Source organism: Arthrospira sp. PCC 8006 (genome assembly GCF_046480465.1).
GTDB classification, from domain to species: domain Bacteria; phylum Cyanobacteriota; class Cyanobacteriia; order Cyanobacteriales; family Microcoleaceae; genus Limnospira; species Limnospira platensis.
Genome location: NZ_PKGG01000030.1, coordinates 1 through 20,796, shown reverse-complemented (window position 1 = coordinate 20,796; position 20,796 = coordinate 1). Strand labels below are relative to the sequence as shown.

Here is a 20,796-nt window from a genome sequence, read left to right as displayed (position 1 = left end):
AAATATTGAACAGGCACCTTTTCAAACCATCTTAAAATTCATGAATGATCTGATTTGGCTGCTGATTTGCTCCAGTTTAGTATTCCTGATGCAGCCCGGGTTTATGTGTTTGGAGTCGGGGTTAACCCGTTCCAAGAATAGCATTAATGTTGCTATCAAAAATCTAGCTGATTTCGGAATTTCCGTCTGGCTATTTTGGGCGATCGGCTATGGGCTAATGTTTGGCACCTCCCAATTAGGACTTTTCGGTTCTAGTTACTTTTTTTTGGATGTTAGTAACATCCCCAGTGTAGCTGCTTTTTTCCTATTTCAGACCATGTTCTGTAGCACCGCCACCACCATTGTTTCTGGGGCGGTGGCTGAAAGAATGCGATTTACAGCCTATTTAATTGTAGCTGGTTTTACCTCTGGCTTAATCTATCCCATTTTCGGACATTGGGCTTGGAATGGTTTAAATAATGGTGTCAATAATGGTTGGCTAGATCAGTTAGGGTTTATAGACTTTGCTGGCTCCACTGTTGTGCATAGTATCGGGGGATGGGTAGCCCTCGCTGCTTTATTAGTAATTGGACCCCGCGCCGGGCGATTTCCTAAAGGTAAAAGTCCCCGCAAAATTCATGGCTCTAATTTGCCTTTATCGGTGTTAGGAGTGATGCTACTTTGGATAGGTTGGCTGGGGTTTAATGGTGGTAGCGCCTTGGTTTTAAGCAATCAAATTCCCGTGATTATTGTGAATACTATTTTAGCCGGGGTGGCGGGAATGTTGGTGCGTTTATTTATGGCTTGCTGGCGCACAGGTTCCATAGAAATAGAATGTTTAATTAATGGTTCTCTGGCTGGACTGGTGGCAATTACTGCCTCTTGTAACGCTGTGGGAACTTTGCCAGCTATAATCATTGGAGCCTTGGGCGCAATTATTACTATGATGGTATCTACACAATTAGTTAAGTGGCGCATTGATGATGCTGTAGATGCGGTGGCGGTTCATGTGGGGGCGGGAGTTTGGGGAACTTTGGCAGTGGGTTTATTTGCCCGTTTAGATGTGCTAAATACAGGCTTAAATCGCTTTAGTCAAATAGCTGTACAAGTTTTGGGAACAGTTAGCGGCGCTATCTGGGGATTTTTAGTTAGTTTAATTTTGCTTTTGATTATCAATAGATTCTACCCTTTACGGGTTTCAGAAGACGGCGAAAATATCGGACTAAATATTTATGAACATCGGGCTAAGTCGGAAATTTATGAACTGTTTAAGGTTATGGACTTTCAAGCTCAAACTAAGGATTTGAGTTTGCGGGTTCCGGTGGAACCATTTACGGAAGTTGGACAAATTGCCACCCGCTATAATTATGTGATGGATACCTTAGAAGAAGCGGTGCGAAAAACTGAGGCGATCGTTGAGACTGCTACTGATGCTATTCTTACTTTTACGACATCTTCTCTGGTGGTTTTGACTGCCAATCCTAGCGCTGAAGCAGTTTTTGGTTATAGTCAACAAGATTTGATTGGCATGAAAATTAGTGGATTAATTACGGAAAGTTTTAATTCTAAAATCTGGGATAATTCCTTAATCAATCAATGGTTAAAAAAACCTTGTCAAGGGGCGATCGGATGGCGGGCTGATGGTTTTAATTTTCCGGTAGAAGTTACCTTAAATCAGGCTCAATTAGGAGCCCGATCATTTATGATTGGCACTTTTCGAGATATTACTGAACGACACCAAGCCCAAGAGTCCCTGGCTTCAGCATATCAAGAAATTAAAATGCTTAATCATCAACTCCATGATGAAAATAAATATCTCAATATGGAGTTGGAAATTACCCGCCGCCTACAACGTTTGCTGTTACCGAGTGAAGCAGAACTTGAGGAAATTAAAAGCCTGGATATTGCGGGTTATATGGAACCTGCTACAGAAATAGGAGGTGATTATTATGATGTTCTCGCCTTTGGCGGCGGGGTGACTATCTGCATGGGAGATGTCACGGGACACGGTTTAGAAAGTGGTATGGTGATGTTAATGGCTCAAACTGCTGTCAGAACTCTACTAGAAGCAGGAGAAACTGATCGAGTTAGATTTTTGGATGTTCTGAATCGAACTATTTACCTAAATGTGTTAAGAATGAACTGTGATAAAAATATGACTCTGGTATTGCTTGATTATCAAGGTGGAGAAATCAGAATCTGCGGTCAACATGAGGAAGCAATTTTAGTTCGTAGTGATGGAAATGTCCAACGAATTGAAACTATTGATCTGGGTTTCCCGATTGGATTGGTTGATGATATCTCGGAGTTTATTAGCCATTATACTACCTATTTAAATGCTGGGGATGTGGTGGTTTTATATACTGATGGTATTACTGAGGCAGAAAATGCAGATGGGCTTCACTATGGAGTTGACCGACTCTGTGCCGTGGCTGCCAAAAATCGTGATCTGACTGCTGCTGAAATTCGACAGTCTATTATTCATGATGTTATGGAATACATCGGTAATCATCAGGTTTATGATGATATGACTATCTTAGTGTGTAAACAGCGCTAATTTCTAAATCATTAATAATCACCATAAGCAAATATACTGCCTACCTTCGACACCAGAAGCCCTCAACTACCCCCAGCCAAGCTGTCTATTTCTTGGGAGAGAGATAGATGGATGAAAGTAAAATTGTGTGGTATTATAACTACATGGTTAAGTAATAGGTGATCTATGTTAAGGGCTTTGTCAAAATTCGTTTTAGGGCTACTGGTGGCAGTTTTCCTTCTGGGTAGCTATAGGACGACTCCAGTCTATGCTGGGGTTGTTCCCGAAGAATTGGCTAAAGCAGTTGAGGCGATCGAAAATCTGGATGGGTTGCGTAGGGGTTTAGCTTCGACGCTAGAAGGACAAACCACAGAACCGACCGGACAAACTTTTAAAGAAGTTTGTAAACCGGTGGGAATGCAAGCAAAACAACTCAGCGAAGATAATGGATGGCAGGTTAAACAAATTGCTAATAAATATCGCAACCCGGCTCACGCTCCTGATAATTTACACGCTAAAATGGCGTTAGCACAATTTGAACAAAACCGGGAATTGATGGGATTTTGGGAACCAGAAACTATTGATGGTAACTCTGGTTTCCGTTACTATCGCCGGATTAATGTTGAGGCTACTTGTTTGGCTTGTCATGGTTCCCAAAATAGCCGCCCTCAGTTTGTGAAAGATAAATACCCTCAAGATTTGGCTTTTGATTTTAAGGAAGGGGATTTGCGGGGAATGTATGCGGTGTTTATCCCAGAAATTCAAGCTGCTTTAGAGGCAAAATAATGTTAATTAATGTCAGAAAAAATTTCAGAAAATTGGTGTCGATTTTGTTGCTAATTATTCTGCCTTTGCTGTTGGTTATGGTTCCGCCTCAACCAGCGATCGCCTTAATTCAACAACAGGAGGAGGCCCCCGGACAGATACTTTATAAATCTCGCCATAGTTTGAGAGATAATCAAGGTAATTCTTGGCAGGTGGTTCTGTTTAAGCGGGTCAAAAATGGGGAGGTCAAGGATGTGAATTTGCGCTTGGTGGGGTTTCCGGGGTCGGTAACATTTAATCATCCTGAACCCTTGCAAATTGTGGTCGGTAATGGTACAATTATCGAGGCGGTAGATGAGTTTGGCGAAAAAGCACCCGGCCCGAATGTTGGACAATACAATTTAACGGATGTTTTGCCCAAAATTTCCCCAGCCGATGAAATCGAGCTTTACTTGTCGATCGCTGAAACAAAATGTGCGATCGCTATCCCGTCTCCAGTAGTTCTGGAATGGAAGGCGATCGATAATCCTGGTTAATAATTTCTTAGGGTGGAGAAAAATAATTGTCTCCACTCTATCCCTGATTAGGGTTGACTGGGTGCATCTAAAAACGGTGGAATAGGACAGTTAAGAGAAATCACGATCGCCCTTAGTAACTCGGCTTGGTCTAAGGTGACATGGTGATCAGCCAGGACAGTATAGGCGCAAGCATCAACTACCGCCTGTTTAAGTTTGGGTGCGGCGAGTTCCAGACGTTTGAGGCTTTCACCGACTTGAGTTAAACTATATTCACCGGGCGCGGTGGGTAAAGTTTCCCCAGAATTTTTAGGTAGGCGCAATAGTCCGGCTTGAAAAGCGATATCAACCGCTCCCGGAGAATCTTGGCCGACGCGAGCCAAAGCTGATAACACAGTAACACAATCAGACCAAATCTGTTTAATGTCAGTAAACTTAACTTTAGATTCCGGTTGTGTACTCGGAAAGTAGTTAGTCAACCGTTGACGCAACACAACAAAAATCGCATACTCGGACAGACTCAGATGATTGTCAGCCTTAATCAAAACCCTGGCTTGTTTCAGCAGTTGGGTACACTGGCTAACACTTCCACCACGCAAAGCAGGTATGGCTAAATCAATCAACGGTAGACGAGTCCGCGCGTTCAAACTCTCCAGGTAGGGACTGAGGTTTTCGATCATTTCCAACACTGGCGGCGGGGAGGACTCTCGCAAGGAAGACATTTGGCGATCGCGCACTTCTGGGTCTGTATGCAACAATAAACTATAGATAATGGCGATCGCTCCATTTATATCACGGGTAGCCATGCGTACAGGTTCGGGAATATCCGCCAAAAACCCCCGCACATTATCAAGATGTTTGGGGTTGGTAGTCCCCACTCCGGCGACTACCCTATCAGGTGAAACTGACAACGACTCCGGTTGAGGCTGCGCTTGAGGCGATGAACCCGCAAACCCCGCCACCATTTCATTACCGGAAGCTATAGACGACATAGAGGGATTATTTCCGGTTTCTTCCACCGACCAAGTGCGACCGGCGAAACCTTCCAAACGCTTAACCCTTTCTTTCACAGGGGGATGAGTTGCAAAGATTTGTCCGAAACTCTCAAAAATCCCTGTAAACGCCTCCCCAAAAAACAGGTGACTAGCTTCTTCAGCCCTAGGATTTCTTACCTTAGAACCAGATTTATAACCCGCAATCTTTTGTAGTGCGCCACTAATACCGTCAGGGTTGCGGGTAAACTGAACTGCAGAAGCATCCGCTAAAAACTCCCGTTGGCGAGAAACGGCACTTTTGATTAACCTTCCGCAAAAAAAGCCGACCCCGCCAATAACTACCATTCCTAAACCAATAATCAATCCCGAATCTTTGCCCTTTGACGACGATTTGCCACTACCTCCCCCTAAAAAACTACCCCTTAACATTACCCGACCTATAAGATAAATGAAAATCAAACCCTGAATTACTCCGATTAGTCGCAGATTTAGGCGCATATCTCCATTGAGAATATGGCTAAATTCATGGGCGATTACTCCTTGTAACTCATCGCGATCGAGTTGTTCTAAACAGCCTCGCGTTACCCCAATTACTGCGTCATTGGGAGTAAATCCCGCCGCGAAAGCATTGATTCCCTGTTCTTCCCCCAAAACATACACTTCGGGAACGGAAATTCCAGAGGCGATCGCCATTTCCTCGACAATATTAAGTAGTCGTTTCTCCAGTTCATCCCCGGTCATGCGATCGACTAATGTTCCCCCCAAATCCTCAGCGACTACCTTACCTCCCCCCCGTAATTGAATAGATTTCTGGACACTTCCCGCGCCGACAGTGCCGATAACTCCCAAGGCGACTAAGAACAACAGTTCCGGTTGCCATACTAACCGATCAAACTGTGCAAATACCACCACCCCATATAATAGGATAATCATCACAATCACAGCCACCACAAACAAACCCAGCAAATAAACCGTGTTTTGTCTGGCTTGGTCTTGATGCTCAAAGAAATTCATAATTAGAAGGAAACGTTAGGAACTTCTTTCACCTCTGGGGATGATTCTTCTAGTAATTGAGCTTCTTGGAAATTGAAGCTACTAGCCACCAAATTACTCGGAAATACATCCTTTTTGGTATTGTAAACAGTTACGGCATCGTTAAAAGCCTGTCGCGCAAAAGCAATCTTATTTTCAGTAGAGCGCAACTCTTCCATGAGTTGATCCATGGATTTGTCAGCCTTTAAATCGGGGTAGGCTTCCGACAGAGCAAATAACCTTCCTAATGTACCCGTTAAAGCGGCTTCCGCCTGTCCTAATTCTTGCATAGCTTGGGGGTCGCCAGGGTTCGAGGCTGCTTGATTCGTGGCGGTAACAGCAGCATTGCGAGCGGCAATAACTGCTTCTAAGGTTCCCCTTTCATGAGCCATATAACCCTTGACTGTTTCGACCAAATTCGGGATTAAATCATGGCGGCGTTTGAGTTGAACATCAATCTGAGCATAGGCATTTTGATAGCGTCTGCGTAGGCGTGCTAGGCTATTATATGCCTGGACACCTACAATAGCCACCAGGATGACCACAACAATACCGATGACAAGCAAAACGGCGAAAATTCCAGCAAGTATCTCCACAGTCTAGGATCTCCTTGGTGTGTGTCTGCATGGTTCGCGGATTTGACGCGGGTTATACTCGGTGTATCAAGCTCGATTAGTTTAATTATGTTTTCCCAACCTAAAAGAAGTAACCCGGCTATGGGGCGCATTATAACATAATCAAATCTGGCTAACCACAAATTGTTACACTTTTTAACTTAACCCGCACTCCCACCCCGGACAAAATAGAAACTGGCTACTTGGCTTCCCCAGTGTACTCGAGGTGTGGTTAGAATCTACTCGATATTAATTATAGGTCAAGTTGACTATGAATCCTGCTTTGACGAACTTTGGCGATCGCATGTCTCGTTTAACGGGAGTGCGAGCCATTATGAAAGATATTATCGAAACCTTGCGCTCTGGTAAAGGTCAAGAATTCATTAATTTAAGCGCCGGAAACCCGGTCATCTTACCAGAAGTCGAACAACTTTGGCGCGAATGTACCGAGCAACTCCTATCTAGTCCCGAATATGGTGAGGTAGTCTGTCGCTACGGTTCGAGCCAAGGATACCAACCTTTTATTGATGTCATTGTGGAAGATTTTAACTCTCGCTATGGGTTAAATTTAAGCGATCGCAATATCCTAGTCACTCCCGGAAGTCAATCAATTTACTTTTACGCCGCCAACGCCTTCGGAGGTTATAACAGCCAAGGACAGCTCAAAAAAATTGTCCTTCCCCTCAGTCCAGACTATACGGGTTACGGCGGCGTTAGTCTTATTCCCGAGGCGGTTTTTGCTTATCAACCCACCCTCGACATAGACGAAAATTCCCATCGGTTTAAATATCGACCCGATTTTAATCAACTCTCTATTAATGAGGATACGGGCTGCGTTATTTTTTCCCGTCCCTGTAATCCCAGCGGCAATATTCTCACCTCAGAAGAAGTGCAAAAAATCGCCGATTTAGCATCCCCTTATGATGTGCCAGTATTCGTAGATTCCGCCTATGCTCCCCCGTTCCCGGCTTTAAATTTTACGGACATGGCTCCGGTTTTTGCTGATAATATTATTCACTGTATCAGCCTGTCTAAAGCAGGATTACCCGGAGAGCGTTTAGGTGTCGCCATTGGTAATGAAGATGTGATTAAAGTTTTGGAAGCCTTCCAAACTAACGCCTGTATTCACTCCCCCCGCTACGGACAAGCTATAGCAGCTAGAGCTATTGGATCGGGAGCTTTGTCTGATATTTCGGTTGAGGTAATTCGTCCCTACTACAGCAATAAATTTAATATCTTAGAAGCTACTTTAAATGATGCGATGTCTACGGATTTACCCTGGTTTTTGCATCGCGGAGAAGGGGCAATTTTTGCCTGGCTGTGGTTTAAGGATTTACCAATCACAGACTTAGAACTATATCAGGAGCTGAAAAAGGTGGGTATTATCGTGGTTCCTGGTAATTCATTTTTCCCAGGATTACAACAAGAATGGTCTCACAAAAATCAATGTATTCGCATTAGTCTAACTGCTACTGATGAGGAGATTGTGGAAGGGATGAAGCGTCTAGCTCAGGTGGTCGAAATGGTTTATAGACAGGCTATGGTAGAAGTTTAAGTGCTAATTAAGGCTGTATAATTACTAGAGTTTATCGGGGTTCAAAATCTCTGGAATTCTGAACCCCCGTAAATTCTCGATCGCATTTATTCGCACCTGGACGGGAAGGCGATCGCTTCTTAGTCAATTAACGGTAATTCAGAATCGATCGCCACCCGATGAGCATTAATGTAGAATGAATCAGGGATAATCTCAAATCTCGCTCAGAGCCAATATGGGGTCGGAGGGACACATGGATGAATTGAAGTATCTAGCTACTTGGGTTCGGGAACAACACGCACGGGAGTATATTCTCACTTGGTTACTCAATCAACCGGGGATCTGGTGGTCAAATGGTGATGTTTACCAAGCGGCTATACAAAAATCTGGTTCTCGTCTGAAAGAGTATGTAAAAAATAGTAAACAAGAGGGTTTATTCCAGGGGATTGCTGATAAAATCAGGAGCGATGAGGCTTGGGATGCGATCGCCCTAAGTTTAGCTCGCCTCATTGCTACCTATCAGGAAGAGCTGGTTAAACTCCAAGAACAAAATCGGCTAGATATCAGTAAAGTCTCGGAAATATCCCCAAAGTTCAACCCCGAAATAGATGATATCTGGTCTGCTAATCTTCAGGAGCCCCTACCAGACCCGAACTCTGACGCTTTAACAGGTCTGTAATTAGTCTATTATTGATTATCGATTGATTCGGGTTGAATAATCAAATGAGTGGGAGCATGGGTGCGGATAAAATCGGTCATCAGATCCCGTTCTTCAATAGTAGGAGTAGCCAAACATCCAGCGGTTCCGGTTTCTTCATTATCCTTAAAAACGGAAGGATCATAATGAACCCCAAACCCACCGCGATCGGTTTCAAAGGTGGGAGTTACTGCTGACCAAACCCCGCCAAATTCGCCGCCAGCATATTCTACGGAACCTGGTATATCAAAAGTATAAACCCCAAAAGGAATGGGTGTTTGAGAGCCAGGCTGGTCTGATGGTGTTTGCTGACCGATACGACCAGAGATACAGCGGACTGTATTAACTAACCATCCCCCAGCATCAAATAACTCGGTGTGATAGACCTTGAGACCACCGGCGATGGTCTGTTGTGTTTGAGTGGCGACAATTTTCGGTCCGGGAATAGTATTAGCCAAATGCTCATCAGTTTGAGTTGTGGGGTTATGAACAGTTAAAAACTCTCGCGACACCCAGCGATCGCCACCAATAGGAACCCAAGTCAACCCCCCTTGAGGAACAGGAGTTCCGATCACTTCGACAACAGTTCCGGGTTCAACAGTATCAATAACGGGACCATAGGGACTAGAGCGGACATTGAGGACATCACCACTGGTAGTAACGATCGCTTGCTGTATCATAATTCGAGTTGTAATGGTGTAGATTAGTGTTGATTATCAGGGCGATCGCCAAGATCATAAACACAGAAAGCGATCGCCGTGGCAAGTTATGATGGAGTTTGTTGCAACTCTGGTCTTTCTTCCGCCACAATAGCCCCTTCTACCGGACAGACCTGTAGACAAATCCCGCAATCAATACAAGTATCGAAATCAATCCAATACCAATCAGTCCCCTTAGTATTCTTACCAGGACCGGGATGGATACAAGCCACCGGACAAGCGCCAACACAATCAGCGACCCCTTCGCAGACATCAGTAACAATAGTATGAGCCATAATAAATTCCCCTTTGATAACGCACTGACAAACTAGCCGTTTATACCTAGTCTCAGCCTAACTCAAAAACCGATATCATCATCATCAAAATCATCACCAAAACCCTCCGACACATTTGGCGGTTGAGTAGGGATAGAAGCAAGAATCGCATCAATCACCCGACCCACGGGCAAAATTTGCATTCCCAAATCCTCTGGTTTTTGTCCCTTGGGTACAATAGCGCGTTTAAAACCCAACTTAGCCGCCTCCCGCAATCTTAACTCTAATTGTGAAACCGGGCGCACCTGTCCGCCTAATCCGACTTCCCCGATTAAAATGGTGCGAGGATCAACAAGGCGATCGCGGAAACTAGCGACAATGGCGATCGCCACCCCCAAATCCGCCGCCGGTTCATCCACCTTTAACCCTCCCACAGAAGCCACAATCGCATCTAACTTAGAAAGAGGGATACCAACGCGCTTTTCCAGAACCGCCAAAATCTGCATCAAACGGCTACTATCAACCCCCGTAGTCGTCCGTCGCGCCGACCCATAACTAGCAGGACTCACCAAAGCCTGAATCTCGACCACAATAGGTCTAGTTCCCTCCATAGAGACAATAGTGGCAGTTCCCGGCGAGCAATCATCGCGATTTCCCAAAAACAATTCCGACGGATTAGAAACCTCTTGTAAGCCGTGGGAAACCATCTCAAACACGCCAATTTCATGGGTAGCGCCAAATCGATTTTTCATCGATCGCAATAGACGGTGAGACGCAAAGCGATCGCCCTCAAAATACAATACCGTATCAACCAAATGTTCCAAAACCCTCGGACCCGCCAGGCTACCATCCTTAGTCACATGACCCACAATCAACAAAGTAATATTTTCCCGCTTCGCCACCTGCATCAAAGCCGAGGTACATTCCCGTACCTGAGCCACAGAACCCGGAGCCGATGTTAGACTAGCAAAATAAACAGTTTGAATACTATCGATGATCGCCAGGGTGGGTTTCAGAGATTCCAACTCCCGCAGGATGACCTCTAAATCCGTCTCTGGGAGCAAAAATAAATCCTGATCTTCCTCACTATTCTGGCTATTCTGGCTATTTTGACCATTTTCCGACTCTGGGGATAATTCCGGTGGCGACTCAGCCGAAGATAAATTACCATTTCCTGTAGCGAGGGATGTCTGGTCAAGGCGTTGGTTTCGTAACTGTTGGGTAAACGGGTCAACATTAGTAACTTCCACAGCATCTGAACTATGGTGGTTATTTACTTGTGCATGATTGTCAGTCTGTAAGTCATCATCACCATCACCATCATCATCAGCCACATTAGCCACTGATTGAGCATTCCATAAACGCTGCGATCGCAATTTTACCTGTTGACCAGATTCTTCCGCCGACACATACAGCACCATGGCATGATGGGATAAACTATTAGCCACCTGTAGCAGCAAAGTAGACTTACCAATACCAGGTTCACCGCCAATCAACACCAACGATCCCGGAACAATGCCACCCCCCAACACCCGATCCAACTCTCCATATCCAGAAGGGATGCGCGATTGAGTCTGATCAGAAATCTGGGACAGCCTAAATGATAACCTCGGTTGTCCCAGGTTCGGCTTATGTTCCCCATCCTCAGTTAACCCAGAGCCCAACTCGCTCCAGCTAAACCGCTGTAGAGACGGCGTAGGCGATGGTTCAACCACCTGTTCTATAAGAGAATTCCAGGCTTGACAATTGGAACAGCGACCAAAGTATTGGGAGAACTCGGCCCCGCATTCACGACAAACATATAATGTTCGAGGCTTGGGCATTGTTTAAAATAGTGGCTGTACAATGCTTATTGTATATGCAAACAATGGGATCAACACGCGCTATATCCGACCCGCACAATAGAGGCGATCGCACCTACAGTTAAACTATATGAAACCAAGTCTAGTCTTATAGAGGGAGTATTGAGGTCAATTGGAAAACCATAAGGAAAGAATTTTAGTTGTCGATGACGAGGCCAGTATCCGCCGGATTTTGGAAACTCGCCTTTCCATGATCGGTTACGATGTAGTAACTGCCGCCGACGGGGAAGAGGCTTTAGAAACCTTCCGCCAGACAGAACCTGACCTCGTGGTTTTGGATGTGATGATGCCTAAACTAGATGGCTACGGAGTTTGTCAGGAATTAAGGAAGGAGTCTGACATCCCCATTATTATGCTCACCGCCTTGGGGGATGTCGCCGATCGCATCACCGGGTTAGAATTAGGCGCTGATGATTATGTCGTCAAACCCTTTTCACCCAAGGAACTAGAGGCCCGTATCCGTTCCGTCCTGCGCCGCATTGATAAAAATGGCGCTTCTGGAATTCCCAGTTCTGGAGTTATCCAAATTGCCAGTATTAGGATTGACACCAACAAGCGACAGGTTTACAAAGGTGATGAACGCATCCGCTTAACCGGGATGGAGTTTAGCCTATTGGAACTCTTGGTCAGTCGGTCAGGAGAACCCTTTTCCCGATCCGAAATTCTCCAGGAAGTTTGGGGATATACTCCCGAACGCCATGTTGATACTCGCGTCGTCGATGTGCATATTTCCCGGCTCAGAGCTAAGTTAGAAGATGATCCTAGCAACCCAGAACTGATTTTGACCGCTCGCGGTACTGGCTATTTATTCCAGCGCATTATTGATCCTTCAGAAGTGGGTTGATCGGATCTCAGTTGTCCTTTAGAGCTTCTCATAAATGGCTCAAATAAATTCTAACCGAGTTCTGCGACTTTTGCCCCTGGTGGTGGGGGGTTTAGGGGGGGTGCTATTGCTCGTCAATCGTTTAGAAACCCCCCAGATTTTGGACTCTCAAGCCCGCTCGGATGCCTTGGGAGTCATATTAAGCGCTTTGTTGATTTTGACCGGCTTACTGTGGCAGCAAATTCAACCTATCCCACCGGAGGCTGTGGAGTTGGAGGGTCGCCAAGGTTTTGAACTCAAGCCGGATTTGCCCGATCCGGTCAAAACTGAACTGGCTTGGGCCTCTCTGATGCTGTTAACTAATACTGTCACCCGATCGCTTTTGGTGGTTTGGGATGCTCAGGTGTTACTCCGACGCGGCGTTTTGGGGGTTAATTCTCAGGTGCAACCCGGACCTATTGTTAAACGGGTTCTCGATACCCACAAACCGGTTTACTTGGTCAATTTGGCCTTGTATCCCGGAAGGGTCGAGTTTGACTATTTACCTCCTAACACTCAGGGTGTCATCTGCCAACCTATGGGCGATCGCGGTGTCTTGATTTTGGGGGCGAATACTCCCCGCAGCTATACCAAACAAGATGAAGTTTGGATTGAGGGAATTGCGGATAAATTGGCTGATACTTTGGATCGCTTTGGTGGGTCCGATGCCACCAAAATTACAACTTAGAAATGGGGTAGACAATGTTATTTTTATACTGGGTATTGGTGCTGGTAATGCTCCTGGGGGTCATCGGAGCCGTCGTTCCGGGGCTGCCTGGGTCGGGTCTGATTGTTACCGCTATTTTGATTTGGGCTATCTTTGCTGGTTTTTCCGGTATGGGCTGGCCTATTGGTGTGGCGATCGCTGTCCTGCTTTTAAGTGTCGGTGTTGAATTCCTCAGTGCTTATCTGGGTGCTAAAAAAGCTGGCGCTAGTAAATGGGGACAAATTGGCGCAATCATTGGCTTATTATTGGGGTTCTTTGGTCTCTTACCAGCTTTGCCTTTTGGCGGACCCTTATTAGGGCTGTTAATCGGTCCTTTGGTCGGCGCTTTTGTCGGAGAATTTCTCTATCGTCGGGATTTAGTCTTAGGGCTGCGGGTGCGCTCCGCAGTTAAGGCGGCGATCGGGATTTTTGTTGGGACCGTCCTCGGTAATTTACTTCAAGGGGTTTTAGCTTTCGCCTCCGTAATAGTTTTCCTGACCAGCACCTGGCCCTATTGAAACAGAAGACATACTTAGCGATCGCTTTATAGATTCAGGGGTGAATATCTATGGACCTTGTGTTTGAGTCCACTGATGAGTTTAATCAGGACTTAGCTAAATTTACCCAGGAAGAACAATTAATTATCCTCAAGGAACTTGAACATTGGCTTCCCTTATTATTAACTAACTCTAGTCTGCGGAGTAGACGACTTCATCAGTTTTGTCAATTTCATCTCAAAGATAACTACCGTTCTTCCCTATACTCATTTATTGTTAACTACTACCTGCGCGTAATTCTCACCATTGACGAAGACCCCCTATTTAATCGCCTGTCAATCACCCTATTTAAAGCCATAGAAAGCCGTCATGCTGCTACAGCTTATCGACAGGTCGGCAACTCCATCTATGAAAAAATAATTGACCATAAGGATAGTTATTGATGTTATCACCATTTCCCCCATTAATTGACGAGCGCGGTATTATTCGCCAAGCTATGGCAGTTTTTTCCGAACCTCAGCAACTGAAATTTTTGGCGGCGATCGCGGAGTTACAAAATCCCCAATCCTATCAAAATCAATACTTTCCTATGAGTCGCCTCAAGCGATTAAAGGGGACTCACGCTAAGATTTACACCGTAGATATTGACCCGACATCAAAATGGATGTTTTACATTGAATATCAAAATGGTAATATCTATTTACGGGAACTTTATAAGCATACCAATAATCAGGCAAAAACCAGCTTGGATATTATTGCAGAAGTCAATGATTTCTGAGGTCTAATCATCAGCCGAGACCAGGCTAGGCTGGTCTCTACAGTAACCCATTGATAATTAATTAGGAATTCGGATAACTAACTTGTTGGCGTTGCAGATGATACATATGGTTAAAGAGTTGCCAACAATATTCCTGAGTTAAACCACAGGTAACAGCACCCCGTAAAACCACATTAAAATACCAATCATTCGGGGCTAATTCTTGGGCGAGTTTATTAATTACCATATAAGTCCGCACATTTTGATAATCCTTACCCAGAGAATGTACCTCAATCATTTCTGGGCGATATCCGCCAATATGAACCTGTTTATCCGGGTCAATTCTTACTTCTTCCCGTTCATCAAGGCGATCGCTTAAACGCCAAGGAAGTCGATATAACACCCCTTCCACAGAAGAATTAGCATCTTTAACTATATCCAAAGCCCCACAATTGCGCCGCCGGGAATGCCGATAAAACCCCAACCGATAACCCTGTAGAGTAGCAGGTCCGATCACATAGGAATGAGTAGGTTCACCTAGAGTCCGCTGCAAATCCACCGGACACATACAAGAACCGTAGGCGAAATAATAAAAACTCGGTTCAGCATGAGAAGTTGAGATGAATTTTTCGTCCCACTGAATGGGGTCTATAGATTGAATCGTATCTGTGTCAGAGTTCAATGTTACTTCCTCCTGTCCTAGGTGACACCCCCATATTTTAGCAAAATGCACTCAAGTTCATGTATCACAAATAACTATTTTTCAGGCTCAATATACTAGATCATAGTGATTTTGCTATATCCTTAATACTGTAGTTAATTAGTCCCAGGAGCTAAAACTATGCAGGAGATTGAGGAAAAGAGTTCCCGGAGTGAATTGCGGGCAATTGTCAGGGAACAATTGCGACTGTTATTAGAAGATCGCAACTGGGAAGGTGCTAAAACTCTGTTATTGCCAGTGCAGCCTGTCGATATTGCTGAAGCCATAGATGGGTTGCCCAAAGCCATGCAATTGACTGCTTTTCGTTTACTTTCTAAAGCAGAAGCCGTAGAAGTTTATGAACACCTTTCTACAGATATTCAACAGTCTTTAATTGAGGAGTTTCGAGATTCCGAATTATTAGAGATTGTCAATAGTATGGCTCCCGACGATCGCGCGGGTTTATTTGATGAATTACCCCCTCGGTTAGTGCGGCGGGTTCTCGCCCAACTTTCACCCGAAGAACGTCAAGCCACCTCTCAGTTATTAGGTTATCAGGCGGGAACAGCCGGCCGTCTCATGACCCCTGAATATATCGCTTTGAGGTACAATTTAACCATTAAAGAGGCATCCGATCGCATTAGACAATTAGCACGCGATCGTGAAGTGAGTTATTATGTCTATGTAGTTGATGAACAACGGCGGTTAATGGGAGTCGCTTCTCTGCGGGATTTATTATTAGCTGACCTTGAGCAATTCCTAGGTGATATCATTAATCCCGATGTGGTTTTTGCCCAAACAGATACAGACCAGGAAGAAGTCGCCCGTTCCATTCAACGTTATGATTTAGTTGCTTTACCTGTGGTCGATCGCGATCATACCTTAGTCGGAGTCGTAACCGTAGATGATGCGATCGATATTTTGCAAAAGGAAGCCACCGAAGATATTTATATTATGGGTGCCGTCAGGTCCGAGGGGGAAAGCTATTTTCAATCCAATTTAGCCACCATTACCCGTAAACGTATCCCCTGGCTATTTATTTTGTTAATCACCAACACCCTAACTATTTTTGTGATGAGCAATTTTGAAGCCGTCCTTGATGAAGTCGTCGCCTTAGCCTTTTTTACCCCTCTGTTAATTGATGCTGGCGGTAATGTCGGCGCCCAGTCTTCAACCGTCGTCATTCGCGGGTTAAGTACCGAAGAATTGAAATATAAAAAACCCCTTTGGGTGATTATGCGCGAGTCCATGACTGGCGGACTTTTGGGCATTTTATTAGGGGTAGTAGTAATTGGGATGGTGTTTGTCTTTTTAGGACAAGTTGAAATCGGTTTAACCGTGGGGATTAGTTTACTGTGTATTACTATTATTGCCGCCACCGCCGGGGCGGGATTACCCTTTCTGTTTCATTCCTTTGGGTTAGATCCCGCCTTGATGTCCTCTCCTTTTATTACTACCATTGTCGATATTTTGKGGATCTGGATTTATTTAAGTACCGCCAAATTACTCCTCGGTCTTTAGGTCATCCAAAAATCGCCAAACTTCCTGTAAAAGTGCATCCAAACCAATGCGGGCTACAGCCGAAATTAGGAAGACTTTAACCCCGGCGATCGCCTCAAGTTGAGATGCGATCGCCTTAGTTCTTTCCTCCGAGTCGCCCGCCGCATCAATTTTATTAATAGCCAGAATTTGCCGCCGCCTTTCCAAACCCCGCCCATAGGCATTTAACTCCTGTTGAATAATTTGATAATTAGCGATCGGGTCAGTATCGGTAATATCAATCATGTGTAGGACAATGCGGGTTCTTTCGATATGGCGCAGAAACTCATGGCCCAGTCCAGTGCCTCGGTGTGCCCCTTCAATCAATCCCGGAATATCCGCAAATACCGTCCCATCTCCCGTTGGTTTACGCACTACTCCCAGGTTAGGAATTAACGTAGTAAAAGGATAATCCGCCACCTTGGGACGAGCTGAAGATAGTGCCGAAATCAGAGTTGATTTTCCCGCATTCGGTAAACCAATAATCCCCACTTCTGCCAACAACTTTAACTCTAGTCGTAGTCGCCGACTTTCTCCTGGTAGTCCCGGTAAAGCATAATCAGGGGCGCGGTTTTGGTTACTGAGAAAATGAGTATTTCCCAAACCGCCTTTACCCCCAGCCGCCACGCAAAATTGCTGATTAGGGGTGACTAAATCCACCATCACCTCTGAGGTATTCGCATCATAGACCACGGTACCACAGGGGACTTCGATAATGCGATCGCTTCCCGATGCCCCCGTTTGATTTTTCGGTCCTCCTCGTTTGCCATCATCAGCCTTAAAGCGACGGTTATACTGGAAGTCCAGGAGAGTTTGCAGGTCTTCCACAGCTTTGAGGATCACAGAACCCCCTCGGCCCCCATTGCCTCCCGCCGGACCCCCAGCCGGAACGTATTTTTCCCGGCGAAAGGCAACTATGCCATCTCCCCCTTTTCCCGCCTCTACTTCAATTTCAGTGCGATCAATAAACTGCATCGATTTAAATCAGCCCATTTTTAAGGCCGTTGAAGGTAATAATAAGTCGCCATAGGTGCGACTGTGGCAATTACTAGGACTACCACAACTAAGATCGTCGCACTTTTGTCGTCCGTTTCTTCAGCGGATTTAAATGTACTGGCCACTTGCAGATTTTCCTGGAGTTTAGGCGCGCCCGGATCTCCTTGTCCTGAAAGGACTTTGACTATACGATCTGTCGCCGCCAGGAAGGCTTCATTATACTTCTCACCTTCTCGCAGGGGAACCTGTAGGGTTTCGTTGGCTACACTATCAGCGATCGCACCACTTAGCAACGGTTTTACATTGTCTCCCGTATGGATGGCGCTATTATTGGTTTGGGTATCCACCATCAACAGAGTTTGATTAGTCGCCTCTTCTGCGGTGGGAAACCATTTCTCAAACAACTGATCTGTAAAACTTTGGGCTGTTTCTCCGTAGTCCAGGCGGCGGATCGTCACTAACCGGACCTCATAGCCTGTCTGGTCCGCTAGTTTCTCCAGGCTTTGGTTAATTCTGCCTTCCGTAGCGCGACTGAGAATGTCCTCATCATCAATGATCCAAGTGCGATCGCCAGTTTTCAAGTCTGGCATTTGATAAACTCCTGTAGCCATAGCTGGCGCAGTGGACAATAGCAAGACCATGACTATTGCTATCATTCCCGCCAACAAATGCCACCATTTTGACATCACGTTAAGCTGTTGATTCATAGGGCGATAGTAATTTCTGTATTATTAGACCTCACTTTATCGCAAATTTTGCATTAGCGATCGCTATACTTTCACATTAGTTAATCTTACCTATAACCCCTCATCGTCACCACATGATCACCCCGAAACCACCCTCCAACTCTCAGATTTCAGATCGAGCCGTCAGTGAACCCTTCCGTATATATTGTTTAAAGACAGGACATAAAGCGAAGGCCATTGTACCATTTTCGATAGTTTTTAGCAAGCATCGTCTCTGCAAAGATTGTAAACCTTTGATGATCTCGGTGGAGGATAGGGATAATTTTTCGTTTAACTGCGATCGCGACAGGGGACGGTCAACTTGGCTTAACTCTAAGGCGATCGCTTTTTCCCTGGAAGATAATCGCTCGAAAACTTCTCCTAATTGACTACTCATTAATTCCGTGATTACCGGGGTTTCTTCTGCCAAAAACTCCGAGACTTTACCGCAAAACATATTCCTAATTAAATAGCAAATATCTTCCAAATAGACTGGATTTCCTTCGTATATTTCGATTAAATTTGACCAGCTTTCTCGGTCTGATAATTGCAGACTCTCTAAAATGTCTACACTATTTAAGCCGGATAAAGTTAAGGATTTGATAGGATATAGGTCATTATTGAGGGATCATAACATTTCTTGGGATTGTTCTTGGCTGATTACAATAATGCTGCTTTTATGTTCAATTTGTGTGATCGTTCTCAAAAATTGGCTATAGTTTTTATATTGGGTTTGGTATTGTCCCGCCAACTTGCCGCTGATAAATAGTTCTTGTCAAKCATCGAATATCAGCAAACATTTTTGTTGCATTAACAGATTAATCAGGTCATGGATTTGATAATCTTTGGGGCTGGATTCCTTATTGAATTTGGTTAAAATATCATTGCCAATAGTGGTTAAATGTGGTGATAGTTTTAGATTTTTCCAACTCACCACCTCAAAACTATCTTTATGGCGATCGACTAATTTTTTGACTAGGGTGCTTTTGCCAATTCCCGCTATTCCCACCACTGAGATTAAGGGTATACTTTCATCAATTAACCAACGGGATAGGGTATCTATTTCGTCATTGCGATCGCAAAATTTCCAGATTTTAGGTGCCATGGTTAAATCATGGCATATTTTTTGGGGCGGCGGTGGTTGGGGAGTAGCGATCGCTTGTTCTTCCTGTTCAGAATTGCCATTCGGATAATAAGGACACCAGGTCACATTATTGTTATTAAAGCTAAATATTTGCGAATTTATTGCCCTTTCCAGAGTCCAACAAAAATTGGATTTTTTAATATCCTCATTAAGCTGTTGAGATAAAATTTTAAATAATTTCCGGCTAACATCTCCGATATAGTTTTCATTGTAGCCATTCCCGATATCTTCCACGATATCCTTGTACGTCTTCCCTGTCAACAGTCCTTGAATGATCGACTTTTGTAGGTCGTCTAGGTGTTCTCCCGTCTGTTGTGCTACCAACCGATCCGCAAATTGTAACAATTCTGTTATATCCATGAACTGCTGCTTGGTAAGGGTTTCAGCCATTATAACTTAGTTCTGAATCAGAAAATCAAGTTTTTTCTGGCATTCCCCTAACATTTTGTCACAAAATTGACCAGAAAATCTGTTTTTTTCAGGTTGCAGGGGTCAGGCGATCGGATATAGACTGGGGAAATATTGTAACTGAATTGGCTAAAGCAAGTTTATGGATTTACGAAACTTAGTTCAGGGCTTGGCTAGAGATATTCTAGGCGATCAGAAGATGCCAGATGAGGATTTTGAGAAAATCTACCGGATGATTGAAGATAAGGTAGATAATGAGCCACCACCCCGTTTTGCTTTTATTGGTGAAACAGGAGTTGGAAAGTCTTCTACTCTTAATGCACTGTTTAACGCAGGCTTAACAGTGAGTCATGTCGAGGCTTGTACCCAGAATGTTCAAGGTGTGGAAGTGTCGTTTAGCGAAGTTGCAGGAGTTAATGGTGCTTTAGTTGCGTATGATATGCCAGGACTGGGAGAAAGTCAACTGAAGCAAAGAGAACATATTGCACTTTATGAACGAGTTTTAAAAGATGTGGATGTAGCCTTGTGGATTTTAGATGCTCAACATCGTGCGATCGCATCTGTTCAACAGTATTTAGAACAAGAACTTCGCTCAATCAATACAAGACTTTTAGATCGTATGGTTATTGCTTTAAATAAAGTTGAGTTGGTTTATCCTGGAGAAACAGCTTGGCATCCTTTAGCAAATTTGCCTAGTGAAGAACAAGAACAAAATATCAATGGCAGAATTCTTGATGTACAAAGGAAGATTCGAGAGGTTTTGCCAACATGGAAAGGCACAATTATCGGTTATTCAGCACATAAGCACTACAATTTGCCTCAGCTTTTTGATGCCATGATGGATGCTGTCCCAGATAAGAGGAGATGGGTAGTTGCATCCCGCAAGGCATTAGCTGATTTTCTTGAATTAGTGGATCCTCAGCTACTACCTCCAGAAAAAAGACGAGAAAGAACAATTCA

At 44.5% G+C, this 20,796-nt stretch carries 22 protein-coding genes; 12 read left to right on the top strand and 10 right to left on the bottom strand.

Annotation, left to right across the window (positions count from 1 at the left end; all coding sequences use genetic code 11):
• Positions 1–40 precede the first annotated feature (40 nt).
• From amt to B9T16_RS07200, 3 genes are all read left to right on the top strand, one after another.
• Positions 41–2,536, top strand: a complete 2,496-nt coding sequence (gene amt, locus B9T16_RS07210; protein ID WP_410244428.1) for an ammonium transporter — start codon at positions 41–43, stop codon at positions 2,534–2,536.
• 177 nt (positions 2,537–2,713) lie between these two features.
• Positions 2,714–3,301 carry a DUF3365 domain-containing protein gene (locus B9T16_RS07205; protein ID WP_231851976.1) on the top strand — a complete coding sequence of 196 codons (588 nt, stop codon included), beginning with the start codon at positions 2,714–2,716 and terminating at the stop codon, positions 3,299–3,301.
• Positions 3,301–3,816 (top strand): DUF3122 domain-containing protein, encoded by a 516-nt coding sequence (locus tag B9T16_RS07200; protein WP_410244427.1) that lies wholly within the window; start codon positions 3,301–3,303, stop codon positions 3,814–3,816. Before B9T16_RS07205 ends, B9T16_RS07200 begins: the two co-directional genes overlap by 1 nt.
• A gap of 47 nt (positions 3,817–3,863) precedes the next feature.
• Here the strand turns inward: B9T16_RS07200 and B9T16_RS07195 are convergent, their stop codons facing one another.
• Positions 3,864–5,804: a M48 family metallopeptidase gene (locus tag B9T16_RS07195; RefSeq protein WP_410244426.1), complete on the bottom strand. Its 1,941-nt coding sequence runs from the start codon at positions 5,802–5,804 to the stop codon at positions 3,864–3,866.
• Between the two features lie 2 nt (positions 5,805–5,806).
• Entirely contained in the window at positions 5,807–6,418 is a 612-nt protein-coding gene (locus tag B9T16_RS07190) for a LemA family protein (RefSeq protein WP_006619551.1), read from the bottom strand.
• A 289-nt stretch (positions 6,419–6,707) separates the two neighbouring features.
• On the opposite strand from B9T16_RS07190, the gene B9T16_RS07185 reads away from it, so the two are divergent.
• Both B9T16_RS07185 and B9T16_RS07180 read left to right on the top strand, forming a co-directional pair.
• The gene (locus B9T16_RS07185; RefSeq protein ID WP_315669775.1) at positions 6,708–7,991 is read left to right on the top strand and encodes a valine--pyruvate transaminase; all 1,284 of its coding nucleotides are present in this window, start codon (positions 6,708–6,710) and stop codon (positions 7,989–7,991) included.
• Between the two features lie 232 nt (positions 7,992–8,223).
• Positions 8,224–8,649, top strand: a complete 426-nt coding sequence (locus B9T16_RS07180; RefSeq protein ID WP_006619553.1) for a hypothetical protein — start codon at positions 8,224–8,226, stop codon at positions 8,647–8,649.
• Between the two features lie 8 nt (positions 8,650–8,657).
• On the opposite strand, the gene B9T16_RS07175 is transcribed toward B9T16_RS07180, so the two are convergent.
• The 3 genes from B9T16_RS07175 to radA all read right to left on the bottom strand — a co-directional run bounded on the left by B9T16_RS07175 (position 8,658) and on the right by radA (position 11,463).
• Complete coding sequence (locus tag B9T16_RS07175) at positions 8,658–9,347, bottom strand: SH3 domain-containing protein (protein ID WP_410244425.1); 690 nt, start codon at positions 9,345–9,347, stop codon at positions 8,658–8,660.
• An 86-nt stretch (positions 9,348–9,433) separates the two neighbouring features.
• Positions 9,434–9,661: an indolepyruvate ferredoxin oxidoreductase subunit alpha gene (locus B9T16_RS07170; protein ID WP_006619555.1), complete on the bottom strand. Its 228-nt coding sequence runs from the start codon at positions 9,659–9,661 to the stop codon at positions 9,434–9,436.
• 62 nt (positions 9,662–9,723) lie between these two features.
• Positions 9,724–11,463, bottom strand: a complete 1,740-nt coding sequence (radA, locus tag B9T16_RS07165) for a DNA repair protein RadA (protein ID WP_410244424.1) — start codon at positions 11,461–11,463, stop codon at positions 9,724–9,726.
• Positions 11,464–11,614: 151 nt separating this feature from the next.
• Between radA and rpaB the strand changes: the two genes are divergently transcribed.
• From rpaB to B9T16_RS07140, 5 genes are read left to right on the top strand one after another with little or no spacing between them, the layout of a single operon-like run.
• Positions 11,615–12,346: a response regulator transcription factor RpaB gene (gene rpaB, locus B9T16_RS07160; RefSeq protein ID WP_410244423.1), complete on the top strand. Its 732-nt coding sequence runs from the start codon at positions 11,615–11,617 to the stop codon at positions 12,344–12,346.
• Positions 12,347–12,380: 34 nt separating this feature from the next.
• On the top strand, positions 12,381–13,052 hold the full coding sequence (locus tag B9T16_RS07155) for a cofactor assembly of complex C subunit B (RefSeq protein ID WP_006619558.1): 672 nt from the start codon (positions 12,381–12,383) through the stop codon (positions 13,050–13,052).
• A 14-nt stretch (positions 13,053–13,066) separates the two neighbouring features.
• Complete coding sequence (locus tag B9T16_RS07150) at positions 13,067–13,588, top strand: DUF456 domain-containing protein (RefSeq protein WP_006619559.1); 522 nt, start codon at positions 13,067–13,069, stop codon at positions 13,586–13,588.
• A 50-nt stretch (positions 13,589–13,638) separates the two neighbouring features.
• Positions 13,639–14,010: a hypothetical protein gene (locus B9T16_RS07145; protein WP_006619560.1), complete on the top strand. Its 372-nt coding sequence runs from the start codon at positions 13,639–13,641 to the stop codon at positions 14,008–14,010.
• Entirely contained in the window at positions 14,010–14,345 is a 336-nt protein-coding gene (locus B9T16_RS07140) for a hypothetical protein (protein ID WP_006619561.1), read from the top strand. The genes B9T16_RS07145 and B9T16_RS07140 overlap by 1 nt, the downstream gene beginning before the upstream one ends.
• Positions 14,346–14,406: 61 nt before the next feature.
• On the opposite strand, the gene B9T16_RS07135 is transcribed toward B9T16_RS07140, so the two are convergent.
• Positions 14,407–15,006 (bottom strand): gamma-glutamylcyclotransferase, encoded by a 600-nt coding sequence (locus tag B9T16_RS07135; RefSeq protein ID WP_006619562.1) that lies wholly within the window; start codon positions 15,004–15,006, stop codon positions 14,407–14,409.
• Positions 15,007–15,165: 159 nt separating this feature from the next.
• Between B9T16_RS07135 and mgtE the strand changes: the two genes are divergently transcribed.
• On the top strand, positions 15,166–16,545 hold the full coding sequence (mgtE, locus tag B9T16_RS07130) for a magnesium transporter (protein ID WP_410244422.1): 1,380 nt from the start codon (positions 15,166–15,168) through the stop codon (positions 16,543–16,545).
• Here mgtE and obgE read toward each other — a convergent pair.
• The 4 genes from obgE to B9T16_RS07110 form a co-directional block, all read right to left on the bottom strand.
• A complete protein-coding gene (obgE, locus tag B9T16_RS07125) occupies positions 16,528–17,538 on the bottom strand; it encodes a GTPase ObgE (protein ID WP_006619564.1) in 1,011 nt (336 codons plus the stop codon). The two genes, mgtE and obgE, sit on opposite strands and share 18 nt — an antisense overlap.
• Positions 17,539–17,558: 20 nt before the next feature.
• Entirely contained in the window at positions 17,559–18,266 is a 708-nt protein-coding gene (gene psb32, locus B9T16_RS07120) for a photosystem II repair protein Psb32 (protein ID WP_410244421.1), read from the bottom strand.
• 142 nt (positions 18,267–18,408) lie between these two features.
• Positions 18,409–18,741 (bottom strand): hypothetical protein, encoded by a 333-nt coding sequence (locus tag B9T16_RS07115; RefSeq protein WP_286167355.1) that lies wholly within the window; start codon positions 18,739–18,741, stop codon positions 18,409–18,411.
• 318 nt (positions 18,742–19,059) lie between these two features.
• Positions 19,060–19,818 carry an NB-ARC domain-containing protein gene (locus B9T16_RS07110; protein WP_410244420.1) on the bottom strand — a complete coding sequence of 253 codons (759 nt, stop codon included), beginning with the start codon at positions 19,816–19,818 and terminating at the stop codon, positions 19,060–19,062.
• Between the two features lie 160 nt (positions 19,819–19,978).
• Between B9T16_RS07110 and B9T16_RS07105 the strand changes: the two genes are divergently transcribed.
• Positions 19,979–20,796: GTPase family protein (locus tag B9T16_RS07105; protein WP_410244419.1), on the top strand; the 818-nt coding region annotated here is incomplete at its 3' end.

Coding starts and splice junctions, on each gene's coding strand:
- B9T16_RS07150 (WP_006619559.1), top strand. CDS start 13,067: ATGTTATTTTTATACTGGGTATTGGTGCTGGTAATGCTCCTGGGGGTC.
- B9T16_RS07155 (WP_006619558.1), top strand. CDS start 12,381: ATGGCTCAAATAAATTCTAACCGAGTTCTGCGACTTTTGCCCCTGGTG.
- psb32 (WP_410244421.1), bottom strand. CDS start 18,266: ATGAATCAACAGCTTAACGTGATGTCAAAATGGTGGCATTTGTTGGCG.
- obgE (WP_006619564.1), bottom strand. CDS start 17,538: ATGCAGTTTATTGATCGCACTGAAATTGAAGTAGAGGCGGGAAAAGGG.
- B9T16_RS07140 (WP_006619561.1), top strand. CDS start 14,010: ATGTTATCACCATTTCCCCCATTAATTGACGAGCGCGGTATTATTCGC.
- radA (WP_410244424.1), bottom strand. CDS start 11,463: ATGCCCAAGCCTCGAACATTATATGTTTGTCGTGAATGCGGGGCCGAG.
- B9T16_RS07200 (WP_410244427.1), top strand. CDS start 3,301: ATGTTAATTAATGTCAGAAAAAATTTCAGAAAATTGGTGTCGATTTTG.
- B9T16_RS07145 (WP_006619560.1), top strand. CDS start 13,639: ATGGACCTTGTGTTTGAGTCCACTGATGAGTTTAATCAGGACTTAGCT.
- B9T16_RS07115 (WP_286167355.1), bottom strand. CDS start 18,741: ATGTTTTGCGGTAAAGTCTCGGAGTTTTTGGCAGAAGAAACCCCGGTA.
- B9T16_RS07195 (WP_410244426.1), bottom strand. CDS start 5,804: ATGAATTTCTTTGAGCATCAAGACCAAGCCAGACAAAACACGGTTTAT.
- B9T16_RS07180 (WP_006619553.1), top strand. CDS start 8,224: ATGGATGAATTGAAGTATCTAGCTACTTGGGTTCGGGAACAACACGCA.
- amt (WP_410244428.1), top strand. CDS start 41: ATGAATGATCTGATTTGGCTGCTGATTTGCTCCAGTTTAGTATTCCTG.
- B9T16_RS07170 (WP_006619555.1), bottom strand. CDS start 9,661: ATGGCTCATACTATTGTTACTGATGTCTGCGAAGGGGTCGCTGATTGT.
- B9T16_RS07175 (WP_410244425.1), bottom strand. CDS start 9,347: ATGATACAGCAAGCGATCGTTACTACCAGTGGTGATGTCCTCAATGTC.
- B9T16_RS07185 (WP_315669775.1), top strand. CDS start 6,708: ATGAATCCTGCTTTGACGAACTTTGGCGATCGCATGTCTCGTTTAACG.